The sequence below is a fragment of the Pelomonas caseinilytica genome, from assembly GCF_021353235.1.
In the GTDB taxonomy this organism is placed as follows: domain Bacteria; phylum Pseudomonadota; class Gammaproteobacteria; order Burkholderiales; family Burkholderiaceae_C; genus Pelomonas; species Pelomonas caseinilytica.
This window is the reverse complement of record NZ_JAJTWT010000007.1, coordinates 1-21,548: the sequence shown is the minus strand read 5'-3', so window position 1 is coordinate 21,548 and position 21,548 is coordinate 1. Positions and strand designations below refer to the sequence as shown.

The 21,548-nt window shown below is 61.7% G+C and carries 15 protein-coding genes and 1 pseudogene; 10 read left to right on the top strand and 6 right to left on the bottom strand.

Going from position 1 to position 21,548, the window contains the following annotated elements:
* Window positions 1-8 precede the first annotated feature (8 nt).
* From LXT12_RS16905 to LXT12_RS16870, 8 genes are all read left to right on the top strand, one after another.
* Window positions 9-347 carry an STAS domain-containing protein gene (locus tag LXT12_RS16905; RefSeq protein WP_233393460.1) on the top strand — a complete coding sequence of 113 codons (339 nt, stop codon included), beginning with the start codon at window positions 9-11 and terminating at the stop codon, window positions 345-347.
* The gene (locus tag LXT12_RS16900) at window positions 341-2,509 is read left to right on the top strand and encodes a chemotaxis protein CheA (RefSeq protein ID WP_349255032.1); all 2,169 of its coding nucleotides are present in this window, start codon (window positions 341-343) and stop codon (window positions 2,507-2,509) included. The genes LXT12_RS16905 and LXT12_RS16900 overlap by 7 nt, the downstream gene beginning before the upstream one ends.
* Window positions 2,510-2,581: 72 nt before the next feature.
* A complete protein-coding gene (locus tag LXT12_RS16895; RefSeq protein ID WP_233393459.1) occupies window positions 2,582-4,207 on the top strand; it encodes a methyl-accepting chemotaxis protein in 1,626 nt (541 codons plus the stop codon).
* Window positions 4,208-5,002: a transporter gene (locus LXT12_RS16890; RefSeq protein ID WP_233393458.1), complete on the top strand. Its 795-nt coding sequence runs from the start codon at window positions 4,208-4,210 to the stop codon at window positions 5,000-5,002.
* 54 nt (window positions 5,003-5,056) lie between these two features.
* Window positions 5,057-6,661, top strand: coding sequence for a methyl-accepting chemotaxis protein (locus LXT12_RS16885; RefSeq protein WP_233393457.1), 1,605 nt, complete (start codon window positions 5,057-5,059; stop codon window positions 6,659-6,661).
* Between the two features lie 14 nt (window positions 6,662-6,675).
* Window positions 6,676-7,233 (top strand): chemotaxis protein CheW, encoded by a 558-nt coding sequence (locus tag LXT12_RS16880; protein ID WP_233393456.1) that lies wholly within the window; start codon window positions 6,676-6,678, stop codon window positions 7,231-7,233.
* 37 nt (window positions 7,234-7,270) lie between these two features.
* Window positions 7,271-8,071 (top strand): CheR family methyltransferase, encoded by an 801-nt coding sequence (locus tag LXT12_RS16875; RefSeq protein WP_233393455.1) that lies wholly within the window; start codon window positions 7,271-7,273, stop codon window positions 8,069-8,071.
* Window positions 8,072-8,099: 28 nt separating this feature from the next.
* Window positions 8,100-9,158 (top strand): protein-glutamate methylesterase/protein-glutamine glutaminase, encoded by a 1,059-nt coding sequence (locus tag LXT12_RS16870; RefSeq protein WP_233393454.1) that lies wholly within the window; start codon window positions 8,100-8,102, stop codon window positions 9,156-9,158.
* Between the two features lie 53 nt (window positions 9,159-9,211).
* On the opposite strand, the gene LXT12_RS16865 is transcribed toward LXT12_RS16870, so the two are convergent.
* On the bottom strand, window positions 9,212-9,607 hold the full coding sequence (locus LXT12_RS16865; RefSeq protein ID WP_233393453.1) for a hypothetical protein: 396 nt from the start codon (window positions 9,605-9,607) through the stop codon (window positions 9,212-9,214).
* A 1,148-nt stretch (window positions 9,608-10,755) separates the two neighbouring features.
* Here LXT12_RS16865 and LXT12_RS16860 point away from each other — a divergent pair.
* Window positions 10,756-11,631 (top strand): hypothetical protein, encoded by an 876-nt coding sequence (locus tag LXT12_RS16860; protein WP_233393452.1) that lies wholly within the window; start codon window positions 10,756-10,758, stop codon window positions 11,629-11,631.
* 611 nt (window positions 11,632-12,242) lie between these two features.
* On the opposite strand, the gene LXT12_RS16855 is transcribed toward LXT12_RS16860, so the two are convergent.
* Complete coding sequence (locus tag LXT12_RS16855; protein WP_233393451.1) at window positions 12,243-12,473, bottom strand: hypothetical protein; 231 nt, start codon at window positions 12,471-12,473, stop codon at window positions 12,243-12,245.
* A gap of 447 nt (window positions 12,474-12,920) precedes the next feature.
* Between LXT12_RS16855 and LXT12_RS16850 the strand changes: the two are divergent.
* Window positions 12,921-13,493, top strand: a pseudogene (locus LXT12_RS16850) (transposase); the annotation flags it as partial.
* A gap of 39 nt (window positions 13,494-13,532) precedes the next feature.
* Here LXT12_RS16850 and LXT12_RS16845 read toward each other — a convergent pair.
* The 4 genes from LXT12_RS16845 to LXT12_RS16825 form a co-directional block, all read right to left on the bottom strand.
* A complete protein-coding gene (locus tag LXT12_RS16845; RefSeq protein ID WP_233393450.1) occupies window positions 13,533-14,906 on the bottom strand; it encodes an IS5 family transposase in 1,374 nt (457 codons plus the stop codon).
* A gap of 263 nt (window positions 14,907-15,169) precedes the next feature.
* Window positions 15,170-16,945, bottom strand: coding sequence for a cyclic peptide export ABC transporter (locus tag LXT12_RS16835; RefSeq protein WP_233393449.1), 1,776 nt, complete (start codon window positions 16,943-16,945; stop codon window positions 15,170-15,172).
* Complete coding sequence (locus LXT12_RS16830; RefSeq protein ID WP_233393448.1) at window positions 16,942-19,347, bottom strand: penicillin acylase family protein; 2,406 nt, start codon at window positions 19,345-19,347, stop codon at window positions 16,942-16,944. Before LXT12_RS16830 ends, LXT12_RS16835 begins: the two co-directional genes overlap by 4 nt.
* Before the next feature lie 283 nt (window positions 19,348-19,630).
* Window positions 19,631-21,548: thioesterase domain-containing protein (locus LXT12_RS16825; protein WP_233393447.1), on the bottom strand; the 1,918-nt coding region annotated here is incomplete at its 5' end.

The following is a 21,548-nucleotide window of genomic DNA, read 5'->3' as shown; positions in this document are numbered from 1 at the left end:
CGCGCCCGATGGACATCGACATCGACGATCGTGGCGGGCTGCGTCGCCTGCGCCTGTCCGGCGAACTGACGATCTATGCCGCGGCGCAAGTGCAGTCGGCCATGATGGCCGCATGGGCCGGCGCGGCCGAGTTCGAGATCGAACTGGCCGGCGTCACCGAGATCGACACGGCCGGCCTGCAGCTGCTGATGGCGGCCAAGCGTGATGCCAACGCCGCCGGGGTGCCGCTGCGCCTGACGGGCCACAGCGCGCCGGTGGTGGAGCTGCTGGATCTGTTCGACCTCGCAGGCTGGTTCGGCGACCCGATGCTGCTTCCCGCGCGGGAGGAAAGGACGACGGCGTGTTGAACCTGAACGAGGCCTTGCAGACCTTCTTCGCGGAAAGCCGCGCGCTATTGCACGACATGGAGGATGCGCTGCTGCGCCTGGAAGAGGAGCCGGGAGACGCCGACGCCCTGAACGCCGTGTTCCGCGCGGCCCACACCATCAAGGGGTCGGCCGGCTTGTTCGGGCTCTCGGCCATCGTCGAGTTCACGCACGAGGCCGAAAGCGTGCTGGACCTGGCGCGCGACGGCCGGCTGGACGTGGACGATGCGCTTTGCGGCCTGCTGCTGCAGTGCAAGGACCACATCGAGGCCCTGCTGCGGCAGGCCGAGGACGGCGGTCCGCTGGACGAGCAGGCCCGCGCCACGGGCGGCTCGCTGACGGCGCGGTTGCTGGCATTGAACGGCCACGCGGCCTCGGCAGGCGCCGCGCTGGACCTCCCCGCAGGCGCCACCGCCCAGCCGCTGCCGCCGGGCGACCTCGACATCGACCAGGGCGACTGCTGGCACATCTCCCTGCGGTTCGGCCCCGACGTGCTGCGCCAGGGCATGGACCCGGCGTCCTTCATCCGCTACCTCGGCACCTTCGGCCAGCTGGTCCGGGTGGCGACGGTGCCGGCGAGCCTGCCCGGCCTGGCCGCCCTCGATGCCGAGCGCTGCTACCTGGGCTTCGAGATCCGCTACCGCAGCGACTGCGACAAGCAGGCCATCGAGTCCGCGTTCGAGTTCGTGCGCGAGGACTGCCAGCTGCGCATCCTCCCGCCGGGCAGCCGCGTGGCCGACTTCGTCAACCTGATCCGCCAACTGCCCGAGGACAAGCTGCGGCTGGGCGACCTGCTGGTGTCCTGCGGCGCGGTCACGCAGTCCGAACTCGACGCCGCGCTGAAGGGCCAGGAGCTGCACGCCGAGCTGCGCCCGCCGCTGGGCCAGATCCTGGTCGACGAGCAGGTCGTGCGGCCCGAGGTCGTCAATGCCGCGCTGAGCAAGCAGAACGAGGTGCGGGCGCGCCAGTCGCAGGAGGCGATGTACATCCGCGTGCTGGCGGACAAGCTCGACGCCCTGATCAACCAGGTCGGCGAACTCGTCATCGCCGGGGCCGGCGTCAGCCTGCTGGCCCAGCGCAACCGCGACGCGGCGCTGCAGGAGGCGATGTCGTCGATGTCCCGCCTGATCGAGGAGGTCCGCGACGGCGCCATGCGGCTGCGCATGGTGCAGATCGGCGAGACCTTCGGCCGCTTCCGGCGCGTCGTGAGGGACGTGTCCAAGGAACTCGGCAAGGACATCGAACTCCAGATCCACGGCGGCGAGACCGAGCTCGACAAGTCCATCGTCGAGCGCCTGGGCGATCCGCTGACCCATCTCGTCCGCAATGCCATGGACCATGGCATCGAACCGCCGGAGGTACGCGTCGCGCGCGGCAAGCCGGCGCGGGCGACCATCGAGCTGCGGGCCTACCACGATGCCGGCAGCATCGTCACGGAAGTGCGCGACGACGGCGGCGGCCTGGACCGCGAACGCATCCTGGCCAAGGCCATCGAACGCGGCCTGGCCACGCCGGGGCAGGAACTGAGCGACGCCGAGGTCTGGAACCTCGTCTTCGAGCCGGGCTTCTCGACGGCGGCCCAGGTCAGCAACCTCTCGGGCCGGGGCGTCGGCATGGACGTGGTCAGGAGCGGCATCGAGGCCCTGCGCGGCAGCGTCGAGATCGAGAGCACCGCCGGCCAGGGGTCGACCATCCGCATCCGGCTGCCGCTGACGCTGGCCATCATCGACGGCTTCCTGATGCGGGTCGCCGACGTGCACCTCGTCGTGCCGCTGGACATGGTGCTGGAGTGCGTCGAGCTCGCCCCCGAGCACGCGGCCGGCATGAACTACTGCGACCTGCGCGGCGAGGTGCTGCCCCTGCTGCGCCTGCGCGAGCACTTCGCCCTGACGGGCCCGCGGGGCCGGCGCCAGAACATCGTGGTCGTCAGGACGCATGGCGGCAAGGCCGGCCTGGTGGTCGACGAACTCAAGGGCGAGCTGCAGGCGGTGATGAAGCCGCTGGGCGACCTGTTCGCCGCCGTGCGCGGCGTGACCGGCTCGACCATCCTGGGCTCCGGCGAAGTGGCCCTGGCGCTGGACGTGCCCAGCCTGCTCGAACAGGCCTGCGTGCGCCGCCCCGCTGCCGCCGCGACGGCTCCATGACGGCGGCCTGACCTCGCCCCCGCCGCAAGGCCGCTCCGACGGCCACAACGAATCAACGACTGAGGAATAGCCATGACCATGACCATCGCCAGGAGGATGCTTCTTCTGGTGCTCTCGGCTTTGCTGGGCATTGGCCTGCTCGCAGGTACAGGGCAGCACCAGATCGACGCGGTCTTCCAGAAGACCAACTTCGCCAACGTCAACGTGGTGCCCAGCCTGCTGCAGCTGGACGCCATCCACCAGCGATTCAGCGACTTGCGCGCCCTGGTGCTGCAGCACGTGATCAGCACCGACGCCCAGCAGATGCGCGATTTCGAGGCGCTCATGGCGACTGCGCGCTCGCAGATGGACGATGGCCTCAAGGCCTATTCGGTCGATGCCTGCCTGGGGGTGAGCTGCGTCGCCGACGACAAGGAGAGGCAGATGCTGGAAGCCGTCAAGGCGGCCTCCACCAGCTACGGCGCCATCCGGGACAAGGTGATCGAACTGTCGCGCGCCTTGAAGAGCGAGGAAGCGCTGCGCCTCATCCGCTCCGAGCTCACGCCCGCGGCCAAACGGCTCAACGATGCCATCTCGGAGCAGCGCGCCTACAACGCCGAACTCGGCCGCAAGAGCGCCGAGGAGGCGGTCGCCGCCAAGACTTCGGCGGTGCGGATCTCGCTGGCCGTGTCGCTGGCGACGGTCGCCCTCATCGGCGGGATGGGTTTCCTCATCACGCGCTCGCTGCTGCGGCAACTGGGCGGCGAGCCGGACTACGCCGCCGACGTCGTCGGCCGCATCGCCGCGGGCGACCTGACGGTCGAGGTGCGCACCAAGGAGGGCGACGACAGCAGCATGCTCGCAGCCATCGCCGACATGCGGGGCAAGCTCGGCCAGATCATCGGCGAGGTGCGCTCGGCGGCCGACGCGCTGGGCTCGGCGTCGGAGGAGGTGAGCGCGACGGCGCAGTCGCTCAGCCAGGGCGCCAGCGAACAGGCCGCGGGCGTGGAGCAGACCTCGGCGTCGATCGAGCAGATGAGCGCCTCCATCACGCAGAACACCGAGAACGCCAAGGTCACCGACGGCATGGCCACCAAGGCGGCCCGCGAGGCGGGCGACGGCGGCGAGGCCGTGAAGCAGACGGTTATCGCGATGAAGAGCATCGCCGCCAAGATCGGCATCATCGACGACATCGCCTACCAGACCAACCTGCTGGCACTGAACGCGGCCATCGAGGCCGCGCGGGCCGGCGAGCACGGCAAGGGCTTCGCCGTCGTCGCGGCCGAGGTCAGGAAGCTGGCCGAGCGCAGCCAGGTGGCGGCGGCCGAGATCAGCGAGCTGGCCGGCGGTTCGGTGGAGCAGGCCGAGCGCGCCGGGCAGCTGCTGGAGGCCATGGTGCCCAACATCCAGAAGACCTCGGAGCTGGTGCAGGAGATCGCGGCGGCCTCGCAGGAACAGGCCGGCGGCGTGGGCCAGATCAACGCGGCGATGAACCAGCTGAGCCAGACGACGCAGCAGGGGGCCTCGGCCTCCGAGCAGCTGGCCGCGACCGCCGAGGAGATGAGCAGCCAAGCCGAGCAACTGCAGCAGCTGATGGAGTTCTTCAAGATGGCCGGCGGCAATGCGCCCCGCGCGGCGGCCACCAAGGCGCAGCGCAGCGCGCCGCAGGTCCACGTCCAGCCCGCCGCGGCCGGACACGGCGAATTCGTGCGCTTCTGAATGATGGGCCGCCGATCAATCGAGCCGGGCCCCGCCTTGCGGCGTGCCGCTGCGGCACTGGCGCTGTGCGCGGGCGGCATGTCCGTCCAGGCCAGTGACGGCGTGAGCCCGACGCCGTACCGGCCCACCGTATCGAACCCGGCCGAGCTGCCGCAGCCCGGCTGGATCGAGTGGGAACTCGGCCTGGACCGCCAGCACGACGGCGCGCTGCGGCGTCATGCATTGCCGTATGCGGCGAAGCTGGCCTTCGACGAGAACTGGGGCGTGATCGTCGGCGGGGACCTGCAGGTGCGCGAATCGGTGGAGGGCCGCGGCAAGACGTCCGGTGGCGACACGACACTGATGCTGAAGCACCGCCTCGCGACTGGCGATCCGGACCGGAATTTCGGCGTCGAGTTGGGCTTCAAGGCGCCCACGGCCGGTGCCGGCCTGGGCAGCGGGCGCACCGATTGGACGATCAACAGCGTTCTCAGCCAGGACTTCGCCGGCAGCTGGAGGCTGGACGCCAACCTGGGCGCGACGCGGCTGGGGGGCTCGGAGACAGGGCAGGGCCGGACGCTGACGCAATGGGCCGCATCGCTTTCGCGTGTGGCCGGCGAATGGACGCTGGCCGGCGAGATTTCCGGCCAGCGTCAGGGTGGCGTGCGGGCCGGCGCTCAATGGCTGGTGGCGGCGTCCTATGCCTTGTCGCCGCACTGCATGGTGGATGCCGGGTTCAGACGCGGCTTGCAGGGCTGGCGTGGCCAGCATGCGCTGTTCGTTGGCGGCACCTGGTTGGTCGGCCGTCTGTTTTGACACATTGAATCGAACACAAAGCAAAGGGGAAATGGAATGTCCATGCTGGCGAACATGAGAGTAAGTGTGCGGCTCGGTCTGAGCTTTGGCGCCGTGGTGCTGCTGCTGGTGGTGACCATCGTGCTGGCGCTGAGCAACATGGCGTCCATGAACGAGAGGACGACCGACATCACCGAGGATCGCTATCCGAAGGTCGACGTCGCCGGCAACATGCAGGTGGCGACGCTCGCCATCGGGCGCAACCTGCGCAACGTGCTGCTGATCGGCACCGACGAGGAAACCGAGAAGATCAAGGCCGAGGTGCTGAAGCTGCGCGGCACGGTGAACGACGGCCTGGCCCAGCTCGACAAGACCATCAACACGCCCAAGGGGCGCGAGATGTTCGAAGCCATGCGCAAGCGCAGCGGCGAACTGGCGCCGAAGTACGACCAGTTCTTCGCGCTGGCCAAGGCCGACAAGGCCCGGGCCACCGAGTTCCTCCTCAAGGACTTCGCAGCGACGAACACCGCCTTCGTCGACGTGCTCGAGGCCTTCCAGAACGTCGTCGGCGAGCAGATGAAGGCCGCCGGCAAGCAGGCGGCCGAGAGCTACCAGTCGGCGCGCAGCTGGATGCTGGGCATCGGCGTGGCGGCGGTGGTGGTCGCGATTGCGCTGGCGGTGCTGATCACTCGTGCCCTGCTCAAGCAACTGGGCGGCGAGCCGGCCTACGCGGCCGACGTGGTCAGCCGGGTGGCGGCAGGCGACCTGAGCGTGGACGTGGACATCAAGGCCGGCGACACGACGAGCATGCTGGCGGCGATCGCGGGCATGCGCGGGCGGCTGGCGCAGATCATCGGCGAGGTGCGCTCGGCGGCCGACGCGCTGGGCTCGGCCTCGGAGGAGGTGAGCGCGACGGCGCAGTCGCTGAGCCAGGGCGCCAGCGAGCAGGCTGCGGGCGTGGAGGAGACCTCCGCCTCGATGGAGCAGATGAGTGCCTCCGTCACGCAGAACACCGAGAACGCCAAGGTCACCGACGGCATGGCCACCAAGGCGGCCCGCGAGGCGGGCGACGGCGGCGAGGCCGTGAAGCAGACGGTCATCGCGATGAAGAGCATCGCCGCCAAGATCGGCATCATCGACGACATCGCCTACCAGACCAACCTGCTGGCACTGAACGCGGCCATCGAGGCCGCGCGGGCCGGCGAGCACGGCAAGGGCTTCGCCGTCGTCGCGGCCGAGGTCAGGAAGCTGGCCGAGCGCAGCCAGGTGGCGGCGGCCGAGATCGGCGAGCTGGCCGGCGGCTCGGTGGAGCAGGCCGAGCGCGCCGGGCAGCTGCTGGAGGCCATGGTGCCCAACATCCAGAAGACCTCGGAGCTGGTGCAGGAGATCGCGGCGGCCTCGCAGGAGCAGGCCGGCGGCGTGGGCCAGATCAACGCGGCGATGAACCAGCTGAGCCAGACGACGCAGCAGAGCGCATCGGCGTCGGAAGAGCTGGCGGCCACGGCCGAGGAGATGAGCAGCCAGGCCGAGCAGCTGCAGCAACTGATGGAGTTCTTCAAGCTCGACGGGGCCGCAGCGGCGGGCCGGCGGCCGGCCGCCAAGGCGGCACCGGCGCGCCGCGCCCCGCTGCTGCGCGCCGAGCCAGCGGTGCCGGGCACCGGTGAATACGTGCGGTTCTGAACAGGAGATCGAAGATGACTGGTCAGTCGCTGGTCAAGGTCCAGCACAGCATGTCCGCGGCGCAGGCGCAGCATGGCAGTACGCAGTACCTCACCTTCACGCTCGGCGCCGAGATGTTCGCGATCGGCATCCTGCACATCAAGGAGATCATCGAGTACGGCACCCTGACGGCGGTGCCGATGATGCCGGGCTTCGTGCGCGGGGTGATCAACCTGCGCGGCGCCGTCGTGCCGGTGATCGACCTGTCCAGCCGCTTCGGCGGTGCGGCCAGCGAGATCACGCGCCGGACCTGCATCGTCATCGTCGAACTGCAGGGCGCCGTGGGCGAGACGCGGGTGCTGGGCGCCATCGTCGACATGGTCAGCGCGGTGCTCGAGATCGATGGCGCCGACATCGAGCCGGCGCCGAGCTTCGGCACGCGCGTGCGTCACGACTTCATCGCCGGCATGGCCAAGGTCGACGGCCGCTTCGTGATCCTGCTGGACGTGGAGCAGGTGCTGTCCCTGCACGAGATGGCCGCCCTGGCCGGCGCCCAGGAGACCATGGCCGTCGCCGCGCTGGCCGCGGCCTGACCGAAGACCGAGGTCCACTTACCTTTGCGCCCGAGCGATGCACGGCACCCCACTGTCCGACCCCGAGTTCGCCAGCTTCCAGCGCCTGATCCGCGAGCACGCGGGCATCAGCCTGGCGCCGTCCAAGAAGGCCCTGGTCGCGGGCCGCCTGTCCAAGCGGCTGCGCCATCACGGCCTGAGCAGCTTCGCCGAGTACTACCGCCTGGTGGGGCAGCGCGAGGACGAGCGGCAGATGGCGGTCGACCTGCTGACGACCAACGAGACCTACTTCTTCCGCGAGCCCAGGCATTTCGACTTCCTGCGCGAAAGGGTCCTGCCGCGGCATCCGCGCGAGCGCAGCCTGCGCATCTGGAGCGCGGCCTGCTCCAGCGGCGAGGAGCCCTACAGCATCGCCATGCTGCTGGCCGAGCAGTTCAGCGGCAGGGCCTGGGAGATCCTCGCATCGGACATCAGCACCCGCATGCTCGCCAGGGCCCGCCAGGGCGTCTACGCACTGGACGGCCTGCGCGGGCTTTCCACCCAGGCCCTGCACACCCACTGCCTGCGCGGCACCGGCACGCAGGAGGGCTACTTCGCCGTCGATCCGGCACTGCGGCAGCGGGTGGGCTTCGCACAGATCAACCTGAACGGCCCGCTGCCCGAGGTCGGCGAGTTCGACGTGATCTTCCTGCGCAACGTGCTCATCTACTTCGACCCCGAGACCAAGCGCCAGGTCGTCGCGCGGCTGCAGTCGCGGCTGCGGCCCGGCGGCCATCTCTTCATCGGCCACTCGGAAAGCCTCAACGGCCTGGTCTCGGGCCTGCAGATGGTGATGCCGGCCGTGTACCGCGCCGAATGATGGCGCCGCCAGACCGGGGAGGCATGGCTTGAAGCCCGTGCGCGTGATGATCGTCGACGACTCCGCGACGGTGCGGCAGGTCATGGCCGGCATGCTCGCCCAGGCCCCGGGCATCGAAGTCGCTGCCGTGGCCTCGGACCCGCTGTTCGCGCTGGAGAAGATGCAGCGCGACTGGCCCGACGTCCTGGTGCTCGACGTCGAGATGCCGCGCATGGACGGCATCACCTTCCTGAAAAAGATCATGGCGATGCGGCCGACGCCGGTCGTCATCTGCTCGACGCTGACCCAGGCCGGCACCGCGACGGCGATGGAGGCGCTGGCGGCGGGCGCCGTCGGCATCGTGACCAAGCCCAGCCTGGGCCTGCGCCAGTTCCTGCTCGACAGCGGCGAAGACATCATCGGCGCCATCCGCGCCGCCGCGCAGGCGCGCGTGCGCCGCCCGCCGGGCGCACAGGCGCCGGCGCCGCAGGCCGTCCCCGAGGTGGCTCCCGGCGCGATGCTGGAGACCACCGAAAAGGTCGTGGCGCTGGGCGCCTCGACGGGCGGCACGCAGGCCCTGGAGGCGGTGCTGAAGGCCTTGCCGCAGGTATGCCCCGGCATCGTCGTGGTGCAGCACATGCCGGAGAAGTTCACGGCGGCCTTCGCCGACCGGCTCAACAGCGTCTGCGCCGTGGAGGTGCGCGAAGCGCGCCAGGGCGACCGGGTCCTGCCCGGCCGGGTGCTGATCGCGCCCGGCGGGCGCCACATGCAGCTCTCGCGCAGCGGCGCGCAATACCAGGTGAGCGTCTCCGACGGCCCGCCGGTGAACCGCCACCGGCCCTCGGTCGACGTGCTGCTGCGCTCCGTGGCCCGCTGCGCCGGCTCCAACGCGCTGGGCGTGTTGATGACCGGCATGGGCGACGATGGCGCGAGGGGCCTGCTGGCGATGCGCGAGGCGGGCGCATTGACGCTGGCCCAGGACGAAGCCAGCTGCGTCGTCTACGGCATGCCCAAGGAGGCGGTCAAGCTGGGCGCGGCGGAGAGGAGCATTCCGCTGGCGTCGATCGCGGCGGAGATCGTGAGGTATGCGGGGCGGCGGGGGCGCTGACAGGCCGATGGACCGCGCCGGATGCCCCGCAAGCGAGGCCCTGGCCCGCTGATTCAGCTCACCGCTTCGGCTGCCGGCGGCGCGCTGCGCTCGTGCCCGGCGCACAGCATGGCCGCCAACTGCTCGGCCACGTCGCAGTCGAAACTCATCAGCAGTTCTGGCGGCTGGCTGGCGGCCGTCGCGCGCAGGACTTCGGCCACGCAAGCCTTCTGTGCGTCGGTCGCCGCATGCTGCAGCTTGGCCTCCAGCAGCGCCACGGTCTGGTCGCGCAGGCGGTCCGACCTCAGGACATGCCAGGCGTAGTCGACCTCATACCGCTCCACCGCGTCCTTCAGCGTCTCGCCGTCCAGCCGGGACTCCTGGGCAAACAGGTCCAGTGAGCGGGTGCAAAGGCTCTTGGCGACGGCCGCAAGGAGTTCGGAATGCACGAGGGGGTTGGCAACGGCCATGGGCGGGTCCTTGATCCATCAATCGACCCACGAGGTTTGGGGCTGTCGAGGGCCCATGGGCGGACCCTCGAACACCGGCACGGGGCCGCGGCCAAGAAAGCAAAAACCCCTGATTCCGGTAGAAATCAGGGGCCTGCATCTGGTGGCCAAGGGCGGAATCTCAAAGTCTTCCGAAGACGGCGCCAACGCTCATCCAGCACAAGTCGATCAACGTCATTGGTACACCGGCGGGTACACCAGACCGGGCGACGAATGTGGATTCCAACCAACCACGACGCCGCGCCAAGTGATTATGGTCTAGAAGCCTCAATCAATCCACATCCCGCCGCAGGCTGGCGCTAAAACTCCGCGCCCGGCTGCCTCCCAGCCTCCGCGCCAGCCCTGGTCTGTGGGTCTTCCGTAACCCGCCTGCGCTCGGTGGCGGTCCAGGCGGATCGCGCGGATCGGAGGGCTTTATTGATAGACCAAGAATTCCGAAGGGCGTATATAACAAACTCCGTGTGACTCTTAGAGCGATGACGCTCCGAGCCTTGAACGGATCGCCGGTGCCACATACTATTACTACGGAATACACACCACCAAAAGCCTGGAATGTTCTTGGGGTTATTCAATACACCAAATACAATGTTCCCGCCGAATCAAGTTGCGCCGGGGCCAATGCCGAAGTCTACGTCGTGGACGCAATTCCGGCCTGTAATTTCACAAAGACCACGCTTAAGACTGACTTTGTTTCGCAAACTCAGGTCAATGGAACGGGCAAGTCCGCAAGCTATGGTCTTATTCAGTCGGGAGCAGCAGTAAATCTCATCTCTCGCTGTGCGGGCAAAGTTCCAGGGGGCGCGACCTCTACTAATTCATTCCTGAAAGTTACCGCAGTCGTTGGCGCTTGCCGCGTGCCACTAGTTGCCGACTTGTCCATTGCGACTTACGAGAGTATGTCAACGGCCAATTGCGGGATGACCGTTGCTCTTGTTGATAGAACTACCAAGGCAACCTTTCAGTCGAATCGACGCAGGGATGACCACTGTCCGGCATGCAGTAGTTTCCCAAATGGGACGGACGGGCATATCGACTCGTTTTCAAGCGCTGAAAGCTGCTCGACCAACGTAGGCAATCTCGGAAATTACTGGACCGCGAGGACGAATTAAATGCAAAACATTCTTTTAGTTGCACTCATTACCGCACCGCTGCTAGCGTTTTCAAGTGAGCAAGTGCTGGTACCAGCGATGGTTGACTCAACCGCTGTGCCGATGCAGGGCTCCGTTCCCTTTGAGCTCGCAGGCGGAAAGAGAAATGTTATCCGCCTCGCTCAGTCAAGCACCGGTCCGTCTACAGAATTTTCGGTACCCACCACGGTTGCGAACATCACTTCCGTGTGGAAATTGGGGGAGCTCGTAATCGCCCTTGGCGAGGTGGTGCCGAGCAGGGGGTATCAAGAGATTGATATATTCGACTCAAGGACTGGTCAGTTACTCGATGCGTTCTGGGGATACAACATGTCCGTGTCGCCAGATCGGACGAAAGTCGCGTTCGTTCGTCCCTTTCCGATCACGGGGGTTGAAGGCGTTGAAAGCCAGTACATGCTCTTTAATCTGGCGAAACCGCGTCGCGACCAGCGAGAACTGGATGACCGTAGAATGAATGCCGGAGAGCAGATTTATCCAAGCGTCGTACGGCCAAATGTCAACGTATCTCCGTTAGAGGCGCACACTTTGGCGTCGACGCTGAAGTGGAGCCCGGATGGACAGGAGCTCGTCTTCCTGGATGTTGTTAGTAGCCAAGTCTATTTAACAATGATCTCCCCTTTTAGTTCCTCACGAGGCAAAAATATTACGAGCCGCCGCCTGATCCCTGAACTGAATAAGCTGTGTATGGTGAATGCATCAAATGACTGTATCAATTCGCCCCCAAACCAAATTGATCTATCGTTTCGTTCGCAGGAGATTCAAATCGCGGCCGCTTCGCGAGATCAGACCAGGAACTTTTCCGTGAACCGTGCAGCCTTATCGCCGACTTCAGATTGAAAATGACATATAGCGTAATTAATGTCGTGGAACGATTGGAGCGGTTCCCATCTAGCTCTACATCTAGGATATTTTCCTTCGCAAAATGACAGATGCACATGCGGCTAAATATCACGGGTAACTAGACCGAAGGAGAATTCCGCGTCGAACTGAACGGAGAGGGCGGTGTAGGCGACGACCTCTCGGGCCACCTCGGCTGGCTTCGAGGTGTGCGTGTCGGAGCTAGCCTCCTGCGGCGGGACCGACGTAAAGTTCATGGGATATTCTTGGGTGCTCTCATTGGAGAATTGTTCAATCGACCCAGCAACGCGGTTCTCAGGCCTCGCTCTCCGAAGGCAGGGGTTGTTGGTTCGATCCCAACCGGGCGCGCCAGACATAGGCCATGCAAGTCTTTGACGTGCATTGGCAAGTTCAACCATAACGCGTGCGGAAGGCACGCTTTTGCTTGACGTCGAGTTTCCTCGGCAATTGCTTGAACCCGGCCCCACGCGCAGCCCCCGGGCGGCTGCTCAATGGGAAGATGACGCGCAACGCCGATCGGCATTGGGCGTCCTCACTTAGGGTGCTTTCGCTAGACGCACCACTCCCTTCGGGCGCTCGCTTGGACGCCTCTACACGAAATGTTGCCTGATGCGTGCGGCGCTTTCGTCCAGCATCTTGGTGAGCTCTGCGCTATACAGCGGCGCCCGTGTGGGAAGCTGAACTCCTGCGTGGCCAAGGCGAACGCGAATGCATGCAAGTGCTTCGGCCTTAAGGCTGGATGGCATCCACTTTTCGCCCGATTCGATCTTGGCGTTGAGCAGCGACGGCGTTTTCTGCTGCCCCAGCAGTTTGACGACCATTTGCTCTGCTTCTTGTACGGCCCGGAGCCGCCGATCGGTATCCTGCCGCGTGCGCGAGGCGCGAGCTTGATCAACAACCTGTCGATAGAGTTCTTCGTGCTGCCTGATCGAGCAGTAGGAAACCTTGAGGTCGCGGGCAACGGTAGCTGCGTCCTCCCCAGATTCCAACGCCTGCCTCAGCCGCCTCGCCACTGCGGCGTGGTCGACGGGCGGAAGGGTTCTCCTGGGCGTGCGAGGTCTACGATCCGCGGGGCCGAGACCGGGCACGATGTGACCACTTAGAAGCTTAAGCGGGTCCAATTGCTGAGTCAGTGCAATATCTAGTCGGCCCTGAAGAACCCTCACAACCCGCATGAACACTTGGCTTGCGGGCGATTGCCGATGGTGGAGATTGCAGGATTGCGGCCCAATGGATATCGATTCCTTGCAAACTGAATCGAGGTTGGGATGGGCCCGAAGCCGGTGGATGAGCGCAGCGACCACGACCTGTTCCGCGCGGAGTTGGTCAACCTGATCGACCAGCGCCACGAGCTGGCCAGGCTGGCCGAATTGATCGACTGGCCCGCCTTTGCGCAGCAATGGGGCTCGCAGTTCGAGTCCACCACTGGCCGCCCGGCGCTGCCCACCCGACTGATGGCCGCGCTGCTCTACCTCAAGCACGTCTACGCGCTCAGCGATGAGGACGTCGTCGAGCGCTGGGTCGAGAACCCTTACTGGCAGCACTTCAGCGGTGAGCGTTACTTCCGCCACGAACTGCCGTGCGACCCGTCCAGCCTTGTGCGCTGGCGCAGGCGCATTGGCGAGGCCGGCTGCGAATGGCTGCTGGCCCACAGCATCGAGGCGGCCCGCCGTGCCGGCGTGATCAAGCGCAGCAGCCTGCAGACGGTGGTGCTGGACACCACCGTGCAACCCAAGGCGATTGCGCACCCGACCGACAGTCGCTTACTCAACCGCGCCCGCGAGCAACTGGTGGCTGCAGCCCAGAAGGAAGGCCTGGCGCTGCGCCAGAGCTACGTGCGAGTGGGCAAGGCTGCTGAGTCGGCCCTGAACAACTCGTTTTCAGCGGCGCGTCGCGGTGCTCTGCCGTCCCGCGCAGATGCCGAGAGGCAATGATGGGGTGAGCAGTTGCCAGAGCAGCGAGGCCGCCATACCGACGGCGCCGAGGACGACGCAATAAAGCACCCGCAGGTGCCGCAGGATCATCCGCAGGTTGTGCCCGGCGCCGCACAGCAGCGCATGCAAGGCGTCGCCTTCCGTGCCCTTGAGCCAGTTCCTGCCCAGCAGCCCGTCGGCCTTCATGTGTCCGATCATGGGCTCCACCACCTGGCGCCGCTTGAGCAGTTTCTTCAGCCGCTTGGGCAGCCGCCGCGTGTGACTGATCAGCAGCCGCGCGCCGCTCGTGGGCTCGACGCCGCGGTAGCCGCGGTCGGCCAGTGCGATCTTGGGCGCCTCGCCGGTCAGGATCTCGACCTGTTCGAGTTGGCTGTCCACCGTGTGGCCGTCGTACGGGTTGCCGGGCATGGAGCGCATGCCCACCACCAACCCCTCCTTGGCCGTGACGGCCACCGACACCTTCACGCCGAACTCGTAGGGCGTCCTGGCCTTGCCCTTGGCCAGGCATTCGACCTCTGGCGCGTGCAGGGCGTAGAGCTTGTTCTTGCTGTCGCGCTGCTGGGCGTGCAGGCGCTGGGCGCTGTCGAGCTTGGCTTTGAGCGCAGCCGTCACCTCGCCGCCCTTGCGCTGCACGTCCCGGATGACCCGGCCCAGCCAGGTACGCAGCTTCCTGATCTCGCGACGCATGCGGTTGAACTGCTTGGCGTGCGCGTAGCGGCCGGCCTGTGTCTCGGCGGCCTTGCCCACTCGGGCGTAGCTCTGGCGCAGCGCCAGACCTTCCTTCTGAGCGGCGGCCACCAGTTGCACGCGGGCGCGATTAAGCAGGCGGCTGTCGGTCGGGTGCGCGATCGCCTTGGGTTGCACCGTGGTGTCCAGCACCACCGTCTGCAGGCTGCTGCGCTTGATTACGCCGGCCCGGCGGGCGGCCTCGATGCTGTGGGCCAACAGCCATTCGCAGCCCGCCTCGCCGATGCGCTTGCGCCATCGCACGAGACTGGACGGGTCGCAGGGCAACTCGTGGCGGAAGTAGCGCTCACCGCTGAAGTGCTGCCAGTAGGGGTTCTCAACCCAGCGCTCGACGACGTCCTCGTCACTGACCGCGAAGACGTGCTTGAGGTAGAGCAGCGCCGCCATCAACCGCGTCGGCAGCGCCGGGCGGCCGGTGGTGGACTCGAATTGCGCGCCCCACTGCTGGGCAAAGGCAGGCCAGTCGATCAGGTCAGCCAGCCGAGCCAACCCGTGGCGCTGGTCGATCAGGTTGACCAGTTCAGTGCGGAACAGGTCGTGGTCGCTGCGCTCATCCACCGGCTTCGGGCCCATCCAAACCTCGATTCAGTTTGCAAGGAATCGATATCCATTGGGCTGCAATCTTGCGATTTTCACCATCGGCAATCGCCCGCAAGCCCAGCGTTCATGCGGGTTGCGAGGGTTCTTCAGGGCCGACTGCTGAGACACAGGCCGGCCGCTACGCGCACGCCAAGCAGTTCAACCGCATGCGTCGCGAGATCAGGAAGCTGCGGACCTGGCTGGGCCGGGTCATCCGGGACGTGCAGCGAAAAGGTGGTGAGGTGACGAGCGTTCGTTCATTCAGAAACGGTGGCGGTAGCTACCGCCACCATGAGCCTTTCGACCGGCGCTCCGTCACTATAACGCCGTTCGACGATCTTGCCGTCCTCCATGATAAGGATCTGGTCGGCGATATGGAAATAGCGGTCGTCATGACTAACCACAACGACAGCCTTTCCCCGTGCCCTCAGCTCGGGCAATATATTCATATAGAAAACACGCTTGAACTCTGGATCCTGGTCTGCAGCCCATTCATCGAGAAGGTAAAGCTCTTTATCATCGATGAAGGCAACCACCAAGGCCAACCGCTTACGCTGCCCGTCAGACAGATCTGTGGTGGAGAATATCCCACCCTCGATCTGCACTTTATGATCTATTGCTAATGCCTGCAAGTAATGGCGAGCAAGAACCAATTTTTCGTCATTAATCGGGCCAAGAAGTCGATCGAACAAGAAATAATCAGAAAAAACTGTGGCTATATTCTGCCGATAATCTTCGATACACTCCGTATCCACAATCTTGCCATCAAACCTGACGTCCCCTGCTGAGGGCGGATAGTGCAGCGACAGCATTTTGCAAAGAGTTGATTTTCCAGAACCATTACCGCCGACGATGAAAGTAATTTCGCCTTTACGAATAGTGAAATCAAGCGGCCCAACGAAAAACCCATCCTGCGTTTTGCCACCGGAATGGCGGTAGCTTGCTCCCACAAAATTGATAGTATCCCAGGCGCGATGACAGGTGGGGCGCTCCACATCAATCCGCTCTGGCAATTCACCCAAAGTACTCTTAACTTTCCTCAGCGAAACAATGGCCATTGATATCTTTGGCAGGGAATTGATGATTAGAGCAATCGGAGCGGTAATATAGAGCAAAACCATTACCACTGCCGTCAAGTCAGTAGCGGACACCTGATGATAGTTGACAAATATAAATGCAATGACACCAATGACCATGAAGAACAGTAGGTCCCCATAACTATTTGCAGCCGAAATTGTGCTTATCGCTCGCTTCTCGACTTTTAACAATTCTCGCTCGCAAGGGCTCAATATTTTATCAAAATATTCGTTTCGCTTTTGTTGGTCCAGTTGGAGCTCCTTGACACCAAGGATCAAACCATTTACACCCTTCTGAAGGGTGTCGTACAAATCGCGCGCGCGACGGAAGTAATTGGTAGCAAACAGCATAGGAACGTGGAAAGTCAATACACCAAAAACCACGGCCTCAAGCACAAATATAAAAACGTGAGCATTGATATACCAAAGAAATCCCAGCAGGCTAATTAACATTACCGTGTTGATCATCAACTGCGGGACCGCTTCTGCGCCGCCAATAATTCGTCTTACGTCATCAGTTACCGCGACCATGAGCCTTGCTTGGCCGATTTCCTCAAGACGTGGATATGAAGACTGCACAATACCCTTGCACAGCCTCTGCCTCAGATTAGAGGACAATTCGAGTGAAATTCGCGCCGCCAGAATGGCGGACGCGGCGCGAGTGATTAAAATAACAAGACAAAACAATGCAAAAAAGGCAGCCAAGGGCCCCTGATTTATCTTGAAACCAAGAAAATACCCCACATTTCCATCCAAATAGCTTAAGCCACCACTTGGAGGATTTATTGCATCGAGGATTAGGGGTATGGCTAACGCATATAAACCTCCGGAGAGCATGCCGGCCAGCATTGCGAAAAATACTCGATTCGGCGCAAAGCGCCCAAATTCAGACATCAGACCGACGCGGCGAGTCGGAGGTTTCGGGGAAGTTTTCAAAGAACCAGTGCGCTGACTCACTTCAGTCCTCCCGCGTTCAGTGAGTAATAGTCTCCGACTGTGAAAGATTTGACCATGTCATCGTAGTGAGGACTCATCCAGTTCCCGGACTGGCCAGTCGAATTCATGTATTGGTGGGCCACTCGATGGTGCCCTATTGCGATGATCTGGCGTGAAGTGGCACCAAAATGACCGATATAGCCCTCTGTCTCATCGACGGAGAACCCAGTAACGTTGATGCTGTCTGGCCCACCTCCAACGTTCTGGATACGGCGCTCGAACAGTTTTGACAACCCTCGAACACCACTGAACGGCTGATGTGCATATAGGACTTGGTGGAGGTCACCCCAGCGCCAATGAGCTTGATCGTTGCCGAGTCGCCGGGTCAATTCGGCTAGCGCTCTGCCGAGGCTTTCGCGCAGCAATCGTTCACAAGATCGATCAGCGCTTTCGACGGCACGTCGGTTGCACCAAGTCGACGTCGTGTCAGTTAATGCTCGCTCTATCTGCTCAATAGTTGGCTGACTTAATACAGTCCGAACGAATTGTTGCTGTTCCCGGTGGATCCAGTCCTCATTGAGCGCGTCGCTGAATAAAACCTCGGAGAGATGGCGCATCCATACATTAAACAAGGCTGCCTGACTACTTGAGGCGACCATATCGCCCTGCCATCCTTTAAGGGAAACAAGTGCTTTGCTCTCCGCTTCGTTATTTGGCTTGATCGCTGTCAATACCGGCACAAGATGGCGCGCCGATAAGCTACGCTCATCGATTTGAATAGTTCGCATATCCGCCAATGTCAATTTGCGACCAGCGGAAACAGACTGCGTGATTAAGTCCCTTATGCGCTCAGCGCGAGCCGAAGATGCCCAATTGTTTGAGATGAAGTAAGGATAGCTATCGTCTACAGGGCGGTTATTAGCAGAAACAATGTAGCCCTCTGGAGGATTATAGAGAGATGGCATCGCGTCCGGAGGTATTTGTCCTTGCCAACCATATTGCCGATCCCACCCCGGCACAGGCGCCGAACCATCACCCTTAAGCCGAATAGGTATCGCACCGACACCAACATAACCGATATTCCCGTCGCGATCTGCATACAGCATATTTAAGGCTGGGGCCACGAAATTCCTGAAAGACGCCCTGAATGTCGCCCAATTGTTCGAATAGCTCACGGCATACCAGCTCTCATAACTGCGATCACCTCGCTGCAACGCGGTCCAACGTAAGGACATAGGCTGATCCACTTTTTGCGCTAACGAGCTGCTAACAATCGGTCCGTTTCGCGTTTCACGAACTTCGATTCGGACTGGCTTAAATGCCTGATGCAGTAGTGATGGAAAGTCTCTGGCAACTTCAATAGTTTCCGTGCGACGTTCGAAAGGCATCCATGCGCCATCGGCCAGGTATCGATTAGCATCCGCCGGATCAAGACGCTCCACCATGAAATCCTGCACATCCGCCATCATGCTGGTGCCTCCCCATGCGATCTTGCCGTTTTGGCCGAAAATAACAGGTGGTAGCCCCACCAAGCTCATTCCTTGGGCACGGAGGTTTTTTCCGTGTTGCACGACCGGATACCATGTTGACGGAAGCTGTAAGCCTAGATGGGGATCATTTGCGAGTAGGGCACTGCCATCTAAGGTGTGACGCCCTGCAATGACCCAAGCGTTGCTACCAACCTCGCGACCACCGATCTGCCAATCCCGACGAAGCGTCTCAAGAAAAGTCACAAGCGAAGCTAAAGACCCGCTGGCTATTTGTCCTTCATCGGTTGCGATTAAATCATCGTTGCCTGGAAAGAAGAAGTGCAACTGCTGTGCACTCAGATATCGAGCTGCTACAACCTTGCCAAGCTCTTGATTGGAATTTCCGGCGAGATTTAATGCGAAGACCTTGCTCCAAGAAAGCGAATCTAGCTCGGTCCAGGGCTCAGGGCGTACAGCCAATAGAGTGAACTCGAACGGCAGCGCATGCTCTTCGCATAGCCAAGCATTTACACCAGCTGCGTATGCAGTTAGCGAGCGCTGCGCTTGGGCGCTTAAGGATGCGTACGCGCTTTCAGCGGAACGGCGCAGTCCTAGCGTTCGTATCCAACTGTCATGATCCAACAAGGTCTTTCCGAAAATCTCGCTTAGACGGCCGGCAGCGAATCGCCGCTGCATCTCCATCTGCCACAAACGATCTTGCGCATGCACATATCCCATGGCGAAATAGATGTCTTCGTCTTTATCCGCCGTCAACTTCGGTACCCCGTGTTCATCACGTTCGATATTGACAAGTCCGCCACCAGGCACCTGCACAACTTGTCGCTGAGGTGGGAGCCCCCGGCTTGCGGAAGCGAATACCCAGGCCAAGAGGAGCAATAGCGGCAGAACTATTGCTATCGCAAACCGCTTGAGAATTGGAAATTTATTATTCACAAGATTTTAATTGCAAATTTATAGAAATTAATTGACGCGTTGTGGGCTTGTTCTCGGAGGTTTACGGACGGACGGCTTTGCGCACGCGGCCGGCAATCGTTTATGGTGGGCATTACCAGCCACAGCCTGAACAATTCGCAAGCATCCCCAGTTTTAGAGAAGCGCATACCGCATTTGATAAAGACTTCTGAAGAATGCGACGCGCATCGAACTAGTCTAAAGTCCGATGCGCGCAATCTCGACGGCCGCGCGTGGCGCCGATTACCGGCGCAACCCTCTCTGCCTACGGGCGTTCGATTTGGACAATACGAGCGGGACGGAAGCCTCCACTCTGGACTCTCAATCTTGGAGACAAATGTTGCCAAATCTTGTCCACCAACTGGCCAACATGCGGCTCGCTCAGCATAGTCATATGATTACCCGGCGCGGTATATAAGTGAATTTTTTCAACAAGAGTGGTCCAGTTGTTTTCATGCGGCGAGCTTCCACTCTCGTCACCAGCGTTGACCAAATGGATTGCCCCATTAAATTTGTCTCGCGGCATATAGCTAGTGTTCAAATTCGCTTGCATTACTTGAACCACACATTTCAGCAGACTGGACGACACACTCGCAGGAAATATGCGCGCGCGAACCAAATGACTCAGGAGGTGATTAATCTGCTCGTCTTCATCACGATCATCAAAATGATGCCTTTTAATAGGCAAAGGATGAATGAGGCGCATATTGTAGATGTCAATGAGCTGCATCAGAGTATCGATGCGATCAGCTACTTTGCGGATTACTAGTCGATCCGGAGCTTCTGAGTCTAAGATGATTAAATCGGCGACGCTCTCACCTTGTCTTTGCAGTTGCAAAGCAATTTCGAATGCGATCCAACCGCCGAACGAGTGTCCCAGCAGATGGTATGGGCCTGAAGGCTGAACTTGGCGGATGGCTTGTACACATATGCGTGCCGCGCCCTCTACGCTAATAGCGGGACGGTCCTGCTCATTTGTCAATCCACGTGCTTGTAGGGCATAGATGGGAAGCGAAGCTGGGAAAGCTAGCGCCAACTCCAGGAAGCTGGTGCCATGTGCGCCCGCACCAGGAATACAGAACAGTGGGGCCGATGATTTGGACCCTGTCTGGATGGTAACTTTAGGGTCATATGGAGTCGCCGGCGTAAGGTCATCTATCATGAGATCGACGACGTGGCTTAGAAGTGGCGGTCGCATGAGTGACCAATGTGTTCCTCCAATTTTATGAACCTTAGATTGAGGGCCAACATACCCTTTCCAACCGCGCCAAGGATTTTCATCAGCATTCTCATCTGAGGTATATAAGGTTATATCCACAGAGGATGAGGATGGAATATAGCGCCTTCCCAAACGAATGATGAAATTACTATCAGCTACGCGAAGAAGAACATCGTCCTTTGTCACATCCGCAGGCAACCAACCTTGTTGGAAACAGTAGTCAAGCAACTCGTCCTCATTCTGAAAATGCTCAAACGAGGCGGACTCAGGTAGCCCCCCTCTATCACGGCTTTTCTGTAGATAGTCAATCACCCGATCTATCAACCTTTCAGTAGGTTCGGAGGTTTCTACATGGCTATTTCTGTAGGTGTCGATCATGCCGAGCGAAGCAATCCGTTCTCCGCTCTGATGCAACTGCTGAGCCATCTCATAGGCGATATTTCCTCCAATGGACCATCCAGCTAAATGATATGGACCATGAGCCTGCACACGGCGGATTGCCGCTATATGTTGAGAAGCCAATTCTTCAAGTGAGCCCGGCGGGTTTGGCATTTTATTAATGCCTTGTGCTTGCAGAACGTAGGCAGGTTGATCCGGCGGGAGTAGGGCGGTCATTTGGGCATAGACCAATGGATCCCCTGAGCTTTCATGTATTAAAAACAAGGGAGGCTTATGCCCGTGGCTGTTTATAGGTACCGGATTGGCATCAAAAGGTGAGCATGATGATTGATCCGATTGACGAATAGCTTTAGCCAGATCACGCAAAATGGGGTTAGAAAGCAGCGTCATTAGCGACACTTGCATATTTTTTTCGCGCATACGATTTAGTAGGCGAATGGCGAGCAACGAGTGCCCGCCCAGCTCAAAGAAGTGGTCATGCCGACCCACGCGCTCCACACCCAGCAGCTCTTGCCAAATCTGCGCCAAGGCCTGCTCGACCTCACCCAGCGGCTCCACGTAACCA

What these genes read in the sequence shown, in the direction of transcription:
- LXT12_RS16855 (WP_233393451.1), bottom strand. Translation starts at nt 12,473, where the DNA reads ATGGTCGTCAAACTGCTGGGGCAGCAGAAAACGCCGTCGCTGCTCAAC.
- LXT12_RS16905 (WP_233393460.1), top strand. Translation starts at nt 9, where the DNA reads ATGGACATCGACATCGACGATCGTGGCGGGCTGCGTCGCCTGCGCCTG.
- LXT12_RS16890 (WP_233393458.1), top strand. Translation starts at nt 4,208, where the DNA reads ATGATGGGCCGCCGATCAATCGAGCCGGGCCCCGCCTTGCGGCGTGCC.
- LXT12_RS16895 (WP_233393459.1), top strand. Translation starts at nt 2,582, where the DNA reads ATGACCATGACCATCGCCAGGAGGATGCTTCTTCTGGTGCTCTCGGCT.
- LXT12_RS16865 (WP_233393453.1), bottom strand. Translation starts at nt 9,607, where the DNA reads ATGGCCGTTGCCAACCCCCTCGTGCATTCCGAACTCCTTGCGGCCGTC.
- LXT12_RS16875 (WP_233393455.1), top strand. Translation starts at nt 7,271, where the DNA reads ATGCACGGCACCCCACTGTCCGACCCCGAGTTCGCCAGCTTCCAGCGC.
- LXT12_RS16885 (WP_233393457.1), top strand. Translation starts at nt 5,057, where the DNA reads ATGAGAGTAAGTGTGCGGCTCGGTCTGAGCTTTGGCGCCGTGGTGCTG.
- LXT12_RS16860 (WP_233393452.1), top strand. Translation starts at nt 10,756, where the DNA reads ATGCAAAACATTCTTTTAGTTGCACTCATTACCGCACCGCTGCTAGCG.
- LXT12_RS16845 (WP_233393450.1), bottom strand. Translation starts at nt 14,906, where the DNA reads ATGGGCCCGAAGCCGGTGGATGAGCGCAGCGACCACGACCTGTTCCGC.
- LXT12_RS16880 (WP_233393456.1), top strand. Translation starts at nt 6,676, where the DNA reads ATGACTGGTCAGTCGCTGGTCAAGGTCCAGCACAGCATGTCCGCGGCG.